Consider the following 15278-nt stretch of genomic DNA (forward strand, 5'->3'; position numbering starts at 1 on the left):
TCACCCGGATTGCATGAAAGGGGCCGGGATCGGTCAACGATTCCGATCCCGGCCCTTTGTATGTTCACTCAAGCCTGCTTTGACTCAGCTTTAGTTGCTGCCGAACCATTTGGCCTTGATTTTATCGTAAGTGCCGTCAGCTCTTACTGCTTCGAGACCTTTATCAATAAGACTCAGAATTTCAGTATTGCCTTTCTTTACAGCAACACCGAGATACTCGGGCTTATCACTCTTAACAGTAAATGCGATCTTAAGTTTTTTGGAGTATTCTTCCTGCTGAAGAGCGAAGTCAGCAGCAATGGGATCATCGCATACAACCGCGGCAAGGCGTCCGTTGAAAAGATCTTCCATAGCCAGTCCGATCTCGTCATAGGATTTGGATTCAATGCCCTCAATCTTTTTCACGGCAAAAAAACCGGTAGTACCGATCTGCGCTCCGACCGGTTTGCCCTTGAAAGCGTCAAGGGAAGTTGCAGAAGAATCTTTATTGGTAACAACGGCCTGCTTCACTTCAAAGTAAGGAGCGGAGAAATCCATTGTTTTTTTGCGCTTCTCATTGATTGTTACAGATGAGCAGATACAATCATACTTACCTGCAGCGAGACCCGCGAAAATTCCGTCCCAGGCAACGTTTTTGATATCAACTTCATAACCGCCGGCCTTTGCCGCTGCTTTCATGAGGTCAACAGAAAAACCCACAATCTGTTTATCTTTATTGACAAACTCCATTGGAGGCCAGGTGCAGTCAGAAGCAACAGTAATCACCTTTTTGGCGCTTTGCTCTTTAGCAGGCTCCGATTTTTTGGATCCGTCTTCAGCGGAACAGGCAACAAGCATAGCAAGCATCAATACAACTACAATCCTCTTCAACATAATATTCCTCCAAAAAAGTTAAAATACCCTTAAATTACATCGATGAAAATTATACAAATAGCAAAGTATGTCAATGCGACATTTAATGAACATTTTTAGTTTTCAAGACGTTATTTTGCGTGTAAAAAAATGAATTCTTGAAGTTTATTCACAATAAGGTTAGCTTGCCAGATTATTTTTTCAAAGGGGCTGAAGTCATGAAAAACAAAGTCAATAATGAGCGACAGGAAGCCGTAGAGGTCATCTGTCCCAAATGTCGGGAAACCCGCATTGTGTACTTTCCCAGAGAATCCATGCCGACCTGTCCGGTATGCAAGATTGAAATGATTGTAAAGGAAGTACTCACAGAAGGAAAATACGGTTAGCCTGCCCAGTTATTGGTGTTATGACTTAATCGCAGAAGAAATCAAAGGAGAAAGCTATGAAAAGAATTTGCATGATGCTCATGCTGGTGCTCTGTTTTGCCATGAGTGCCAACGCTTCAGACATCGACCTGGCCAGGAAATCAACCCTCAACTCCATCCTGAAAAACGGAGAACTGCGTTGCGGTATCGCATCCGGATACATTCCTTTTCAGATGACTGACAAAAAGGGTCGTATTGTAGGTTTTGAAATTGACCTCGCCCGTCAGATGGCCAAGGCAATGGGCGTTAAATTCGTTCCCGTCAACATGGAATTTGACGGAATTATTCCCGCTCTCCTGACCAATAAAATTGACATCATTACCGCCGGTATGACCGTCAACCAGGAACGCAACCTGCAGATCAACTTCGCAGAACCTTTCATGGTTGTGGGACAGACTGTTCTGGTCAACAAAAAACACGAGGGTAAAATCAAGTCCTACAAAGACCTGAACAAGCCCGAGTATACTGTTGTATCCAAGCTCGGAACCACAGGCGAACAGGCAGCAAAACGCTTCCTGCCCAAGGCAAATTACAAATCTTTTGACCTCGAAACAGACGCAGCTCTCGAAGTTCAGAACGGTAAGGCCGATGCAATGGTTTACGACCTCCCCTTCAATGCTATTTTCATGGCAGAACAAGGCAAGGGTAAGCTTTATTTTATAGATAAGCCCTTCACGTACGAACCTCTGGGCTGGGGTATCCGCAAAGGTGATCCCGACTTCCTCAACTTCCTGAACAACTTCCTGCACCAGATCAAAAACGACGGACGCTACGACAAACTCTATCATAAATGGTTTGAAAGCTCCGCATGGCGCAAGAACATCCAGTAGTTGAAAAAATGCATAAGCATACCAAGGGGGTGGAGATGTCCGCCCCCTCGGTTTTTATTATGAATAGTAAATTTAAAAAATTGGCTTGAGTTTTATTATGAATGGAACAACTTTACGAGCTCCCGGCAAAGGCCGAAATTACGAACTTTTCTGGAAAGCGGTCTTCGTTGTCGGCCTTTTTCTAAGTATTGCCGGTCTCTACTGGGCAACTCAGCAGGTTGACTACGTATGGCGCTGGGAGCGCATCCCCAACTATTTCTACTATCAGGATGAAATCGATATTACCTCCACGATAGAAGGAAATATAACCTCCATCAAACAGAACGGAAACAATGCCATTGTCACTGTAACAGGTGAGAGTCATGATTCCGAACAATATGAAGTTCCCGCTGACGGCCTGCAAGTTTATAAAGACGATATCGTTTTCGCTGGAGACTCGCTTGGAGTATACAGAGAATGGAAAATGGGGGTAATCCTCGAGGGACTGATGGTTACCCTCAAGGTCAGCGCCATAGCCATAGTTTTCGGAATTCTTCTGGGACTTTTTACCGGGCTGGCACGAATTTCCCAGAACCCGGCATTACGACTTACCGCTATCACTTATATCGAGCTTATCCGTGGAACTCCGCTGCTGGTTCAGATGTTTATCTGGTATTTCGTACTCGGAACCCTGATAAACAATCTCCTTGCCCAGTACAATATCTCACAGATTCCACCTTTATGGTTCGGTATTCTTTCCCTTGCCATTTTTGCAGGTGCATACGTTGCCGAGATTGTCCGGGCTGGCATCCAGTCTGTGCATAAAGGCCAGATGGAAGCGGCCAGATCCCTTGGCATGAACAAAGCCAAGGCAATGGTGCATATTATTCTCCCGCAGGCATTCAGACGAATCCTCCCTCCCCTTGCCGGACAGTTCATCAGCATGATCAAAGACTCCTCCCTGCTTGGTGTAATCGCGATCAGGGAATTGACAAAGGGCACCAGAGAAGCAGTATCAACCAGCCTGCAGCCTTTTGAGCTCTGGTTCCTCTGCGCCCTGCTTTACCTGCTGCTCACTTTTACCTTCTCGATGTTTGTTCAGTACCTTGAGAAGAGAATGGTACAGAGATAATGATTGAAGTAAAAAACATATACAAGACATTCTACGTCCCCCATGAAGTGCAGGCTCTTTCAGATGTCTCGCACACTGTGGAAAAAGGACAGGTTGTAGTTGTAATCGGTCCTTCCGGATCTGGTAAGTCCACATTTCTGCGCTGCCTTAACAGGCTTGAATATGCTGATGCGGGACACATCTACATCGATGGAGTTGATATTCTTTCTCCTAAAACCGACATCAATAAGGTAAGGGAAGAAGTGGGAATGGTCTTCCAGTCCTTTAACCTGTTTCCCCATAAAACAGTTCTGGAAAACCTTACTATTGCCCAGACAGTGGTACGTAACCGCAGCAAAAAGGAAGCCACCGAAGTTGCCATGTCCCTGCTCAAAAAAGTCGGCATTCATGACAAGGCAGGAGTATACCCGGCTCAACTCTCCGGCGGTCAGCAGCAGCGTGTAGCCATAGCCCGCTCTCTGGCAATGAACCCGAAAGTTCTGCTCTTTGATGAGCCGACTTCAGCACTTGACCCCGAAATGGTGGGAGAGGTTCTGGATGTTATGAAAACTGTGGCCAAAGAAGGAATGACCATGGTGGTTGTAACCCATGAGATGGGCTTCGCCAGAGAAGTGGCCGATGAAGTTCTTTTCATGGATCAGGGAATGATAATTGAAAAAGGAACTCCCGAGCACTTCTTCACCAACCCTGAATCTGACCGCACGAAACTCTTTCTGAACCAGATTCTTTAAAAAGACAAACTTTCGCGCCAGAAAAAATGCCGATCTGACAATATTCAGATCGGCATTTTTCTTTTAGAAATTCACTTATCTTTTTCGGATTCTTTTTTATCTCTCACATTCTTCATTGTAATCCCGCCGATGCATCCAACCAGCATCCCGAGAAACAGCGCGCGCTGGAAATCCATGAAAAACCACCCCGCAATCGCCCCGATGGAGCCGCCAACCAAAATACCTCTCGCAACACTCTCAAGCATCCGCTCAGCGCTCTTTCCTATCTTCTCTTCACTCATTTTATTTTTTCTTACCTCGTATCAGTTCATCAATCTGGTTAACCTGTGAATCCGTAATGCTGACGAAATGCACTCCCACTCCCGGAAAATGGTCAGACCTTCCCCATGGAACAACCCAGTTGACCTGGGACTTGATCGGAGTTTTATCCTCCAGCTCCTTAATCACAATCCAGACATAGTCACCCTTTTTCCAGTTTGCAACAGAATAGAAGAACCCACCCTCAATGGAAAAGTTCAGAGTTACACTTTTTTCAATCTGGCTGCCGGGAGAGTTAAGGTCTCTGCTCAGAAGAACATTCAATACCTTGTTTGCCCTTTTGGTTCCACGAAGAGACCGACCGGGAAAATTCTTGCAGCTATCCTTTAAAAAAATTTCCAGATCACCGGAAGTACCGGAAAACCTTCCGGAAGGTATGCCTCTTATACCGGTTGCAGACTTATAGTTCAGCCGCAGAACAGGAAAGTTATCAATCAGAAGACTTGCTTCGGTCTTATCAGCTGCCCCCGCCCTCAGCAGGGTAGGCACATCTATAAGAAAACCGTTATACTTCACCTGCCCATGCATATCCAAAAGCCCGGTCAAAGACTCAGACACATCAAATTGAATACCAACAGACCTCAAGGCTTTAACATAAGCCTCTCTCCCCGCCCCGGGAGCTGAAATCAGAACAACTCTTAGCTCTTCCACTCTTGAGATGACCTCCAAAAAAAATCTGTACTTGGCTAACCTTCTATTACCATATATACTTATTAAAAGAAAAAAAGCATTATTATAGACTAACTCAAAAGATTTTTTTAAAGCTATTTAAAATTATTCCTTAAAATTAACTGTCTGCTTCCCCGAATATCCGGGTTAATATCCAGTTTCAAATGGACTGAAATACTATGGAAGAATCTCCTGTAATATTGACCATCGATGATGACGAAAGTGTTAGACTTTCCATAGCACATTACCTCGAAGATAGCGGTTATGAAGTTCTTCAGGCCTGCAACGGTTCAGAAGGACTGGACATTTTCCGGAAAGAAAATCCGGATGTCGTGCTCCTGGATCTACGCATGCCTGAAATGGATGGTCTTTCCGTGCTGAAAACCCTTGGGCAGGAAGCCCCACAGACTCCCACCATTATAGTTTCAGGCACAGGGTCATTTGAAGACGTCATTGCAACGGTGAGGCTGGGATCATGGGATTATATACCAAAGCCTATAACAGATCTCTCCGAGCTGGAAGATTCCATTGAAAGAACCCGTGAACGGGCAAGACTTCTTGTTGAGAACGAAAGATACAAGGAAGAACTTGAACGCAAAATAAGCCAGCGCACTGAAGAACTGGAGGAAATTAACAAAGTCCTTTCCGAAGAAGTTAACGCGCGCAAAAAATCAGAACAGCTTGTCAGGGCTTCACTTGCCGAAAAAGAAGTGATGCTCAAGGAAATCCATCACCGGGTCAAAAACAACCTGCAAGTCATATCCAGCCTGCTGAGTCTGCAAAGCGGTTACACCGAAGACGTTGAAGCTGGGAATCTCCTGCGTGAGTGCCAGCACAGAGTGCGCTCGATGTCCATACTTCATGAAAAACTTTACCGCTCAGCGGACCTTTCACGAATAGATATGAACGAATATACCCTTACGTTGATTAATTTTCTTATGCGTTCATATTCAATTGACGGTAAAGTCACACCCTGTTTTGACATACGCGATATTCATTTAGGAATAGACGCCGCAATACCATGCGGGCTTATCATTAATGAGCTGGTTTCCAACGCTTTGCGCCATGCGTATCCGGAAACGGACAACGGAACACTTTCCGTCACAATGGACAAAATCGACGGGGATATTGAGCTCATTGTGTCTGACAACGGGATTGGAATGCCTGATAAGTTCACAATAGGTTCCACCAAAACACTGGGCATGACACTAGTCGAGACTTTAGCACAGCAGCTTAACGGAAAAATTTCACTCAGCAACAATAACGGAGCCACCATAAAAATAAGATTTCCCCTGCAAATGGAGACTTGATTGAAATTAAAACCCGGTGTAGTTTTCGCTCGTGATACTTTCAGAAGACTCAATCATAATAAGGAAGAAAAATGGAACTCAGCTTTAAACAGATTGATGAAATAACTGTTGTCAAAATCAAGTCACAAGAACTGAATCACGTGGTCAGTCACGATTTCCAGCGTCAGATCAGTCCTGTTTTCGATGAAAAAAAATTCATCATAGCCCTCGATATGGGAGCCGTTGACTTCATGGACAGCATGGGAATCGGCACGCTCATCACCCTGCGCAACAAGCTGATGAAGGAAAAAGGCTTGATCGCCATGTTCAACATCAGCGACCGTATAAAAAAGATCATTGATATCGCTGCGCTGCATAAGGTTTTCGAACTTTACGAAACAGAAGATGAAGCGGTGGAAGGCCTTAAACAGCAAATGCTGTCCTAACTTTTTGCTTCTCCCGAACCGGGCCGGCTCTTTCAGCCTTGCCCGGTTTTTTTATTCCCAATCCAAATAAGGCAGCAATCCATGTCTGACCAAACTTCCCTTTTCTCCTCAGCTGTCACCACAGTTAAAGATGCTGCGCGTATCAGTCTTGATTTGTTTAAAATAATGATCCCGGTGGTCATTGCAGTCAAGATTCTTCAGGAACTGGAACTGATCTCCTGGCTCGCGGCTCCGCTCAGCCCGGTAATGCAGACTGTCGGCTTACCGGGAGAGATGGGACTTGTGTGGGCTACAGCACTCATCAACAACATCTACAGCGGACTTATTGTTTTTTTAAGTCTGGTACAGGATCAGCCGATAAGCGCGGCACAGGCAACCGTCCTCGGAACCATGATACTGGTAGCCCACTCCATGCCCGTGGAACTGCGCGTAGTACAAAGCTCCGGACCAAGGCTATGCTTTCAACTGCTTATCAGAATGGGAGCGGCCCTGCTCATGGGCTTTGTTCTGCATCTGCTTTATGACAATTTCAATTTATTACAGGAACCCGCCAATATTCTGCTGACCCCGGACAGCTCGGCGATCGAAAAAACAATTCCGCAATGGGCTTTTGGAGAAATCAAGAATCTCATTTCCATTTTCGGAATAATCCTGACTTTGCTGGTAGTGATGAAAATCCTGACCAAGCTGCGTATTCTGCAGGCTATGGATTTCCTTCTTCGTCCTCTGCTCAAGCTTATGGGAATAGGTTCCAAAGCCTCTGCCCTTACTGTTGTTGGGCTGACAATGGGCCTTTCCTATGGCGGCGGAATGATAATCCATGAGACAAAATCAGGCCGTATAAACAAAAAGGATGTTTTCTATTCGCTGACTTTGATGAGCCTGTGCCACAGCATAATTGAAGACACACTGCTGCTTATGATGATCGGAGGGCATGTCTCCGGACTTTTCTGGGGCCGCCTTGTTTTTTCGATTCTTATTGTTGCAGCCCTTGTTCAGCTGACCAAAATAATTCCGGAGTCATTCTCCGATAAATATTTGTGGGGAAACCCCAAAAATCTCGAGACACCAAAAGGATAATAAAATGATCGTTACTACCGTAAACACAGAAAATGCTCCCGCGGCAATCGGCCCCTATTCACAGGCTACCATCTGCAACGGGCAGGCTTATGTAAGTGGACAGCTCGGCCTTGACCCTAAAACCGGTGAGTTTGTTGAGGGCGGAGTGGAAGAGCAGACACGTCAGGCTCTGGAGAACCTGAAATCTATCATCGTAGCCTGTGGTTCAGCTCTCACCAAAGTTGTCTGCGTTGACGTTTTTTTGACTGACATGAATGACTTTGCAAAAGTAAACACCATCTACGCTGAATACTTTTCCGGCCACAAACCGGCACGCGCTGCCATTGAAGTAAGTGGTCTCCCTAAAGGAGGGCTTGTTGAAATTAAATGTATTGCTGCTATCTGATAACTTTATCCAAGAATTAAAAGCAGTAATCAAAACATCCGCCTCACTTGACCGTGTCATAGTTTTCCAGAAAGCGAGTTTGATGACAAAGTCAAAATCTCCAGCCTGTTGAAAACAGCACCAGATGTAGACGTAAGAAAATACTGGAACAAAGCGTAGTCAGACATACGTAAGTTTCAGTATTTTTTTTGCTGGATACTGCACACGTATAATCCTTTGGGATCCAAGATCATTCGATAAATAACTAATACCATCGCAAAAAACTTCATCAGCAGCCCGTGAGCCCTTTCAAGTCTCATCTCCTATACAATTAAGTAAAAACACTCCGAGGAGTTTTGACAAAATAAAGGTCAAAAACATGTCTTCTTTTCTAAGAACAAATCCCCTTATTCAATTCAAAGGGTCCAATTAAAATTTTTCAATCAAAATAACAGCCACATACAGACCATACTAAAATTATGGCATGTAAAATGCTTTATAACATTCAAGACGACAAAAAGAAGAGACTAAACAAAATATAAATTAAGGCGAAAGCCACTAAAAATAAGAGTCCTTCTTAAAATCGTCTTAAAAAATGCTCTGGACTAATAGGCGAGTGCAGGAAACGGCAGAAACGAACAGCTTAGAATAGAATAATATACCAAAAGCGATTCTGCCTCCCTCCCGCGATTGATCCGGACATTTTTTTATGCCCTCAAACAGATTGCCCTACTGTAAATCTCCTGCTATCGATTCCAACCATGAAGCAGGAAAAATTCACTAATCCTTTCAGCATAGTGCTCTTCGAGCCCGAGATCCCCCCGAACACAGGCAACATTGCACGTCTTTGTGCGGGAACGGATACTCCGCTCCATCTTATCGAACCACTGGGATTTTCCATTTCCGACAAACATCTTAAGCGCGCGGGACTGGACTACTGGCCCAGTGTCAATCTTTCCGTCTGGAAAAACTGGCAGGAATACAAAGATAATGCCCAGCCGAAACGTCTGGTGACAACAAGTGCCAAACGCGGGTCACCTCTTTTTGAATTCAGTTTTTTACCCGGAGATCACCTCGTTCTCGGACCGGAGACAAGAGGACTCCCTGAATGGATGTTCAAGGATTTCGAGCACGCTGTAAATATTCCAATCAACGGGAATATACGCAGCCTCAATCTCTCTACCTCAGCAGGGATCATTCTCTATCAGGCTCTTTCCTGCCTTGATACTGAAGTCGCTTTTGAAAGGTAAAATACAAATTTTCATTGGAATTAATTAATTTCAAAAGCATAACCTCACCCTGAAATAATTGTAGGCTGCACAATGCACTTTCTTGCATAACCTTTCTGCAAGGGGTATGTTGCCCCTGATATAAAAATTCATTCTGGAGATTATATGAGACTTCTTATTACCGGCGGATGCGGTTTTATCGGAACAAATTTCATCTACCTCATGAAAGAAAGGCATCCGGACTGGAAAATTTTCAACCTGGACAAGCTGACATATGCCGGAAACCGCAAAAATCTTATAGAGCTTGAACAGGACGAGGAGTCCGGCTACACATTCCTTCACGGTGATATCTGCGATAAAGAATTTGTGACCTCAATTTTAAATGACTATAAGATTGATGCAATTGTCAATTTCGCTGCCGAGTCTCATGTAGACCGTTCCATCAATGACCCGGCTCCCTTCCTTACTACGAACACACTGGGAGCCCAAAACCTTCTGGAATGTGCCCGTCAGGCTGAGATTGATAAGTTTGTCCATGTCTCAACGGACGAAGTCTATGGCACTCTCGGCCCCGAAGATCCAGCTTTTACAGAGCTTAACCCCCTTGAGCCCAACAGCCCCTACTCCGCATCCAAAGCCGGAGCGGACCTTATGGCGAGGGCTTACTTCGAAACATACAAATTTCCCGTAACCATTACCAGATGCTCCAACAACTACGGCCCATATCAATTTCCCGAAAAATTGATCCCTTTGATGTTCATCAAGGCTTTGGCTGGTGAACAGCTGCCTATTTACGGCGATGGTTCGAACATCAGGGACTGGATATACGTTGATGACCATTGTACTGGAGTCGAACTCACTCTACTAAAAGGGCGCCCCGGACAGGCTTACAACTTCGGAGGAGCAGCAGAAAAGACCAACCTTGAACTTGTCAGGGAACTGCTGTCCATCATGGGCAGAGACGAATCCCTTATCACCTATGTTAAGGACCGTCCTGGACATGACATGCGCTATGCAATGGATTTCTCCCTTGCGGAAAAAGAGCTGGGGTTCCGTCCTGCCATGACTTTTGAGCAGGGAATCCGGAAAACCATTGAGTGGTACAGAAATAATCCTGACTGGTTGGAAGATGTACGAAGCGGCGCTTACCGCGAATTCATGGACCAATGGTATGGGGAACGAAAATGATTGAAATCAAAGGCAAAAAAGCGGTAATCCTCGGTGGTAAAACCGGGCTGTTGGGACAGATCCTCACTGAAAAGCTGAAAAAGCACGATGTGATCGCTATCCCCCTGTCCCGCTCGGATTTCGATCCGCTTGATGAGGATGCCCTCAACCGCCTGCTTGACCGTGAGAATCCTGATTTCATCTTCAATACAATTGCTTACACCATGGTTGATCAGGCTGAAGATGAAGAGAATCAGGCGCATCTGCTGAACACGACGCTTCCTGTAAGCCTTGGCCGTATAGCCAAGCAGCGGAACTGCAAACTCATACATTTCAGCACCGATTTCGTTTTTGACGGTAAAAAAGACTCTCCTTATACAGAAGAGGACAGGACCAATCCCCAATCAGTCTACGGAGAAACAAAACTTGCCGGAGAGAATAAACTTCTTGATCTCAAGTACAAAAATGTACTGATTATCCGGACAGCATGGCTCTTTGGACCTTTCAAATCCAATTTTGTTTTCAAAATTCTTAATCTGGCCAAGGAACGTGAATTTCTTACCGTTGTTCACGACCAGAAAGGCTCCCCCACCTACACTCCGGATCTTGCCGAATACACAATTGCATTGCTTGGAAAAGATGCCAATGGAATCTTCAATGTGGTGAACTCGGGCAAGGCCTCGTGGTGTGAACTTGCCGCCGAAGCCATATCCTGCTCTGCAATAAACTGCCGAGTTGACGCTGTCCCGAGCAGTGCATATCCCACTAAAGCTCAACGACCGCCCTACTCTGTGCTGGACACTTCAAAACTGACTGATGTCACCGGAATTACTCCCCGCCCGTGGGTACAGGCTTTGAGGGACTACATCTACAATGACATCGGTGATATTCTGGAAGAATAGCAAGTCCAAAAGTTATCACGCTGCCCCAGCGGCACAATAATTATGTTCATCGCCAGTAGTTTCATAAGCGACTGAACCCACATATTTAAATTATACCAAAACACTATGATTAAGATATCTCCTAAAAAATTGCGGGAGACCATTCAGCTTGGCATGACTCTTTTCTGCATCTGGATTGGCTACCGCTTCTATTTGTTTTATGAATTCATGACCGGGCAGTCTGAAGTTGCGGTCACTAAGCCCGGTGCAGTTGAAGGATTCCTGCCTATCAGCGCGCTGTTATCACTGAAGAAACTTATAACTCAGGGCATCTTTGACGAAGTTCATCCCGCCGGCCTGACTATCTTTATTGCCGTGATTGTAATGTCTCTCATCGTTCGTAAAGGATTTTGCGGCTACCTTTGCCCTGTTGGATTCATCCACAATCTGCTCAATAAAATAGGCCGTAAGATCAAAAAGACCGTAACTGTAAAAGGTAAGCTTGAATTTGCCTTACTCATTCCCAAATATGTAGCGATGACCTTTTTCGTATATACGGTTTTCATAAAAATGGGCGGCCGGGAAATCGACGCGTTCATTCACACTCCTTACAACTTCACAGCCGAAGCCAGGATGATGCTCTTTTTCTCAGATTTGAGCGTAACGGCCGCTCTGGTGATCGGTGCAATTCTCATACTGGGAATATTTATTCCTTACTTCTGGTGCCGCTTCCTGTGCCCTTACGGAGCATTGCTTGGTGTAATTTCCAAAGCCTCCCCTGTAGCAGTCAAACGCGATCAGGAGAGCTGCATCAATTGCGGTAAATGCAACAAGGCCTGTCCCGGAGGTATTGAAGTTGAACTGAAAGAAACCATAAATTCCGCTGAATGTGTCGGCTGCACACAATGCATCGAGGCCTGTCCGGTTGATGGATGTATCACTGTTACCGACCGGCTCAGCCGCATTAAACTTCCGTGGTACATAATTGCTGTCGGTTCCCTTCTGATTTTACTGATTTACTACTTTGCGGCGAAGATAACCAATCACTGGGATTCACCTTACCCTCTTGAAATGTTGAAAAATTACTACATGCAACTGGGTAAATAGATCTATATTTCAAAAAAGTGATCATTATGAAGCTGAACCGAAACGGTTCAGCTTTTTTTATGTCTGGTATTTTAAATTAAAAATGATATTATAAGCATTAAATATGAATCAAAATTCAAACATGGAGGAAAACCATGTCAGTTAAAACAATTCTCTGGCCTACAGACCTATCCCGCTATTCTAAGGAAGCAATAGACGAGGTGGTCTCCCTTTCGAAGCTGTATGGAGCAAAAGTTGTAGTTCTTTACTCTGCTGTTGATCTCTGCTCCTACTTCCCGGCGTACGGGAACTATCCTGATAAGGACCGGCTGAACGACTTCAGGGACTGGGAAATAGAGAAAGCAAGGAACTCTTTGGATAAACTTTGTGAAGAAGAATTGCGGGAGTGTCCGCTTATTGAACTCCGACTTGCTCTTGGAGATCCGGTAAAGAATATTCTGGAACATGCTGACAAGGAAAATGCTGACCTGATTATTTTATCAAGTCATGGACTCGGTCGGGAGAAGAAAACAGCTGCATCGGACGTGATCGGCAGTGTTACCGACAAGGTTATTAAACAGTCCCCTATTTCGGTTCACGTCATAAAAAACAAATAAAAAATCAAGCCCGGCTGAAAATTTTCAGCCGGGCTTAATAATTTCGTATTCTTATAACTCCACGAAAGTTAGCCGGATAAATTCCATACCCCTGAATTCAGCTCATGAAATACTCAGGTAACCTTCGTCAAATCATTTCAAACTCTATACTTTAGCAGCCTGAAGATCTTCTACAGAGTAATCCCAGATAGTACCGTGAGGCTCAAGCTTTTCTTCACTGAAGAAGCGGGGCAACTGGTCATCCTTTTTGGTGAATCCGGCTTTCGCGTTGAAATCCAGTTCATCCTTGAGGGTGTTCACACCCAGAGCGATGAAATCGTCTGCGGTGAACTCGATACCGTGTGCCGAGGCGACAAGGTCGCATATGCACTGAACTGCATCTTCAGTATCCAGAACTGCGAAAGCAACAAACAGACAAAGGCCCAGAGCATCAATGGATGCGGTAGCGATCTGCAGGTTCTTGGAGAGCTCGATCTGGCCTTCCTTGGAAAGAGGATCCACGTCTCCACCAACTTTCAGGATGTTGGTAGCTACAGCGTAACCAGCAGTATGGTCGCCGCCCATGGGGGTGGTTGCGTAAGTAACGCCGATACCCTTTACGGAGCGGGGGTCATATGCGGGCAGTCCCTGGCCTTTAACGGTAGGAATGCGGTCTACACCAAAAGCGCGTCCTGCCATATCAGTTCCGTTACCGATGATACGTCCCATGGGATCGTTGGTACCAACTTTACTGAGAAGCTCGATTCCGGCCTTGCCATCACCCCATTCAATGATTCCGCCATCCATTGCAACAGCAACGGTACAACCCATTTCAATGGTGTCTATACCCTTTTCGTCACAGATGCGGTCCATTGTGGCGATGTCATCAATATCTTTGACCAGGCAGTTTGCACCGAAACCCCAAACGGTTTCATATTCAAAACCGGAAGTAAGGTAGTTGCCATCTTTGTCGTTATAACGCTGAGAGCACTGAATAACACAACCGGTGTGGCAGCCTTCCTTGGTCTTACCATTACGGGACTCGATAACTTCAGCAATCTTTTCACCGGAAATCTCGGCTGCATGCTCAAAACGTCCATCACGGAAGTTCTTGGTCGGCAGAGCACCGGCTTCGTTGATGATGTTAACGAGAATAGCAGTACCGAATGCGGGCAGACCTTCACTGGTTACAGGGTGGCCCATGAGAATTTCAGTCCAGCGCTTGCGGGCAGCTTTGAACTTCTCGGGATCTGCAGGCTGCATACGGCCTTTTGCTTCAGGATCAAGCACGACAGCCTTGATTTTTTTGGACCCCATTACTGCGCCCATTCCACCACGTCCGGCGGAGCGTGCAGGGTTAAGATGGGGATCGGAAAACTGAATGGTTGAAGCTGCCAGGCACTGTTCGCCAGCAGGACCGGCCAATGCGGTTACAGCTTTGTCGCCATACATTTTTTTCAGCTCTTCGTGTGCGGGATAGTTATCCTTGCCTACGATAGGAGCGGCATCCTTGAATTCAACCTTGTCCGCATAGATTTCAACAATTGAGAAACCTGCACCTTCTTCGGGCTTATCTTCAAAAATGATAGCCAGAATGTCCAGACGGGGCATCACCTGAGCAAACTGTCCACCGGAGTTACTTTCCTTGATACCACCTGTAAGCGGAGATTTAGCTCCACAGGAAATTCTGCCTGAGTTTGCAGCACCGGACCCTGCAAGGATACCAGCAGCCCACACAAGCTTGTTGGAAGCGGAAAGTGCGTGACAATCAGCAGGCACTTCATCATTTACAATACGAGAAGTCAGTGCGCGGCCACCAAGGCCTGCATAGTCACCGAGCTCTTCAAATTTGAACTCTTTGGTACGAGTATTAATTCTGAGGATTCTGGGCATCTTACCCTCCATGAACTTTTAAAAATTAGAGAAAACCAACCTTCTGTTCAATAAAGCAATTTTGTTAATAAGTGAGCCAAGTATATACGCAGCCAATACATTGTCAAAGATTTTAAATTATATCCCTGTAAGCACATAACAAAATTAATTATATCATTTAAGACATATTAAAAAATATGATGCAAATTTTTACCTTAAAAGACCAATATACACAGAACTTAAATACAAAAGTACCAAATTACAATACAAATTATTATCTATTTCAAAATACAACACTAATATTACACTCTCTTTAGGCATTTTACAGGTAG

Annotated in this window: 17 protein-coding genes; 13 read left to right on the forward strand and 4 right to left on the reverse strand. The window is 45.1% G+C overall.

Going from position 1 to position 15278, the window contains the following annotated elements; all coding sequences use genetic code 11:
* Nucleotides 1–90 precede the first annotated feature (90 nt).
* Nucleotides 91–873, reverse strand: a complete 783-nt coding sequence (locus ACZ5PW_RS13415; RefSeq protein WP_464554497.1) for a basic amino acid ABC transporter substrate-binding protein — start codon at nt 871–873, stop codon at nt 91–93.
* A 197-nt stretch (nt 874–1070) separates the two neighbouring features.
* On the opposite strand from ACZ5PW_RS13415, the gene ACZ5PW_RS13420 reads away from it, so the two are divergent.
* The 4 genes from ACZ5PW_RS13420 (at nt 1071) to ACZ5PW_RS13435 (ending at nt 3949) form a co-directional block, all read left to right on the forward strand.
* Entirely contained in the window at nt 1071–1238 is a 168-nt protein-coding gene (locus ACZ5PW_RS13420; RefSeq protein WP_464554498.1) for a hypothetical protein, read from the forward strand.
* Between the two features lie 56 nt (nt 1239–1294).
* Nucleotides 1295–2107 carry a transporter substrate-binding domain-containing protein gene (locus ACZ5PW_RS13425; RefSeq protein WP_464554499.1) on the forward strand — a complete coding sequence of 271 codons (813 nt, stop codon included), beginning with the start codon at nt 1295–1297 and terminating at the stop codon, nt 2105–2107.
* 97 nt (nt 2108–2204) lie between these two features.
* Nucleotides 2205–3218, forward strand: a complete 1014-nt coding sequence (locus ACZ5PW_RS13430) for an amino acid ABC transporter permease (RefSeq protein ID WP_464554500.1) — start codon at nt 2205–2207, stop codon at nt 3216–3218.
* Nucleotides 3218–3949 carry an amino acid ABC transporter ATP-binding protein gene (locus ACZ5PW_RS13435; protein ID WP_464554501.1) on the forward strand — a complete coding sequence of 244 codons (732 nt, stop codon included), beginning with the start codon at nt 3218–3220 and terminating at the stop codon, nt 3947–3949. The genes ACZ5PW_RS13430 and ACZ5PW_RS13435 overlap by 1 nt, the downstream gene beginning before the upstream one ends.
* 71 nt (nt 3950–4020) lie before the next feature.
* On the opposite strand, the gene ACZ5PW_RS13440 is transcribed toward ACZ5PW_RS13435, so the two are convergent.
* Complete coding sequence (locus tag ACZ5PW_RS13440) at nt 4021–4230, reverse strand: hypothetical protein (protein ID WP_464554502.1); 210 nt, start codon at nt 4228–4230, stop codon at nt 4021–4023.
* A 1-nt stretch (nt 4231) separates the two neighbouring features.
* Complete coding sequence (locus tag ACZ5PW_RS13445) at nt 4232–4918, reverse strand: PilZ domain-containing protein (protein WP_464554503.1); 687 nt, start codon at nt 4916–4918, stop codon at nt 4232–4234.
* Nucleotides 4919–5115: 197 nt separating this feature from the next.
* Here ACZ5PW_RS13445 and ACZ5PW_RS13450 point away from each other — a divergent pair, with 197 nt between their 5' ends.
* The 9 genes from ACZ5PW_RS13450 to ACZ5PW_RS13490 all read left to right on the forward strand — a co-directional run bounded on the left by ACZ5PW_RS13450 (nt 5116) and on the right by ACZ5PW_RS13490 (nt 13095).
* Complete coding sequence (locus tag ACZ5PW_RS13450) at nt 5116–6246, forward strand: histidine kinase dimerization/phosphoacceptor domain -containing protein (RefSeq protein ID WP_464554504.1); 1131 nt, start codon at nt 5116–5118, stop codon at nt 6244–6246.
* 71 nt (nt 6247–6317) lie between these two features.
* The gene (locus ACZ5PW_RS13455; protein WP_464554505.1) at nt 6318–6671 is read left to right on the forward strand and encodes an STAS domain-containing protein; all 354 of its coding nucleotides are present in this window, start codon (nt 6318–6320) and stop codon (nt 6669–6671) included.
* An 81-nt stretch (nt 6672–6752) separates the two neighbouring features.
* Nucleotides 6753–7751 carry a nucleoside recognition domain-containing protein gene (locus ACZ5PW_RS13460; RefSeq protein ID WP_464554506.1) on the forward strand — a complete coding sequence of 333 codons (999 nt, stop codon included), beginning with the start codon at nt 6753–6755 and terminating at the stop codon, nt 7749–7751.
* A gap of 4 nt (nt 7752–7755) precedes the next feature.
* Nucleotides 7756–8136: a RidA family protein gene (locus tag ACZ5PW_RS13465; protein ID WP_464554507.1), complete on the forward strand. Its 381-nt coding sequence runs from the start codon at nt 7756–7758 to the stop codon at nt 8134–8136.
* 740 nt (nt 8137–8876) lie between these two features.
* Nucleotides 8877–9365, forward strand: a complete 489-nt coding sequence (locus ACZ5PW_RS13470) for a tRNA (cytidine(34)-2'-O)-methyltransferase (RefSeq protein ID WP_464554508.1) — start codon at nt 8877–8879, stop codon at nt 9363–9365.
* A gap of 144 nt (nt 9366–9509) precedes the next feature.
* Entirely contained in the window at nt 9510–10532 is a 1023-nt protein-coding gene (gene rfbB, locus ACZ5PW_RS13475) for a dTDP-glucose 4,6-dehydratase (protein WP_464554509.1), read from the forward strand.
* On the forward strand, nt 10529–11413 hold the full coding sequence (rfbD, locus tag ACZ5PW_RS13480) for a dTDP-4-dehydrorhamnose reductase (protein ID WP_464554510.1): 885 nt from the start codon (nt 10529–10531) through the stop codon (nt 11411–11413). The genes rfbB and rfbD overlap by 4 nt, the downstream gene beginning before the upstream one ends.
* 105 nt (nt 11414–11518) lie before the next feature.
* Nucleotides 11519–12499, forward strand: coding sequence for a 4Fe-4S binding protein (locus ACZ5PW_RS13485; RefSeq protein WP_464554511.1), 981 nt, complete (start codon nt 11519–11521; stop codon nt 12497–12499).
* 134 nt (nt 12500–12633) lie between these two features.
* On the forward strand, nt 12634–13095 hold the full coding sequence (locus ACZ5PW_RS13490; RefSeq protein WP_464554512.1) for a universal stress protein: 462 nt from the start codon (nt 12634–12636) through the stop codon (nt 13093–13095).
* Between the two features lie 144 nt (nt 13096–13239).
* Here the strand turns inward: ACZ5PW_RS13490 and ACZ5PW_RS13495 are convergent, their stop codons facing one another.
* A complete protein-coding gene (locus tag ACZ5PW_RS13495) occupies nt 13240–14967 on the reverse strand; it encodes an aldehyde ferredoxin oxidoreductase family protein (protein WP_464554513.1) in 1728 nt (575 codons plus the stop codon).
* Nucleotides 14968–15278 lie beyond the last annotated feature (311 nt).

The organism is Maridesulfovibrio salinus (assembly GCF_055394525.1).